At 62.3% G+C, this 1,260-nt stretch carries 2 protein-coding genes; both read right to left on the reverse strand.

Annotation, left to right across the window (positions count from 1 at the left end; all coding sequences use genetic code 11):
- Window positions 1–98: DnaJ domain-containing protein (locus EN893_RS34500; RefSeq protein ID WP_164901406.1), on the reverse strand; the 98-nt coding region annotated here is incomplete at its 3' end.
- Between the two features lie 213 nt (window positions 99–311).
- Window positions 312–1,260, reverse strand: a 949-nt coding sequence (locus EN893_RS34505) for an Hsp70 family protein (protein ID WP_164901407.1), incomplete at its 5' end; no start/stop codon positions are given.

The following is a 1,260-nucleotide window of genomic DNA, read 5'->3' on the forward strand; positions in this document are numbered from 1 at the left end:
GGATGGAACTGCATGGCGAGCTTGCGGAAAGCGCTCTTGAGCTCCTTCTCGTCGGCGCCTTTTTGGACGCCCAGCGTCTCGTAGAAATCAGCTTTCATTTTTTCCCGCTGTCCGGATGCTCAACGTCTTGAAGCATTGTTGCGTCTCTTTGCCGGCACTGACGCTTCGATTTAGGTGCGATGGAAGGGGGATGCCAGTGTCGACGCGGCTTTGCCTGCATTTTTTCAGCAAGGCCCGCTGTTTTTCTGCAAGGGGTTGCAAAAAAGCCCGGCCTTCGCCGGGCTTTTCGCTTTACCTTGCCGTCAAACGGTTCAGGCCGACTTCTTCTTGTCGTCATCCTCGTCGATTTCCTCGAAATCGGCGTCGACAACGTCACTGTCCTTGGCGGCGTCCGCCTTGGCGTCGGCTTCCGCCGCTTCCTTCTGCGAAGCCTCGTACATGGCCTGGCCAAGCTTCATCGAAGCCTCGGCAAGCGCCTGGCTCTTGGCTTCGATGTCGGCCGGGTCGTCGCCTTCGGTCGCGGTCTTCAGCGCCGCGATCGCGTCGGAGATCGCCGTGCGCTCGCCTTCCGAAACCTTGTCGCCATATTCCTTCAGTGACTTCTCCGAGGAATGCAGCAGCGCTTCGGCCTGGTTGCGGGCCTCGACCAGCGCCCGCCGCTTCTTGTCGGTCTCGGCGTTGGCCTCGGCGTCCTTGACCATCTTCTCGATGTCGGCGTCCGAAAGACCGCCCGATGCCTGGATGCGGATCTGGTGTTCCTTGCCGGTGCCCTTGTCCTTGGCCGAAACGTTGACGATGCCGTTGGCGTCGATGTCGAAGGTGACCTCGATCTGCGGCACGCCGCGCGGCGCCGGCGGGATGCCGACCAGGTCGAACTGGCCGAGCGCCTTGTTGTCGGCGGCCATTTCGCGCTCACCCTGGAAGACCCGGATGGTCACGGCCGACTGTGAGTCCTCGGCCGTCGAGAACACCTGGCTCTTCTTGGTCGGGATCGTCGTGTTGCGTTCGATCAGGCGGGTGAACACGCCACCCAGCGTCTCGATGCCGAGCGACAGCGGCGTCACGTCGAGCAACAGCACGTCCTTGACGTCGCCCTGCAGCACGCCGGCCTGGATGGCGGCGCCGAGAGCAACGACTTCATCCGGATTGACGCCCTTGTGCGGCTCCTTGCCGAAGAACTGCTTCACGATCTCCTGGATCTTGGGCATGCGGGTCATGCCGCCGACCAGGACGACTTCGTCGATCTCGCCGGCCTTCAGG

Source organism: Mesorhizobium sp. M7A.F.Ca.CA.004.04.2.1, assembly GCF_004022825.1.
Lineage (GTDB): Bacteria > Pseudomonadota > Alphaproteobacteria > Rhizobiales > Rhizobiaceae > Mesorhizobium.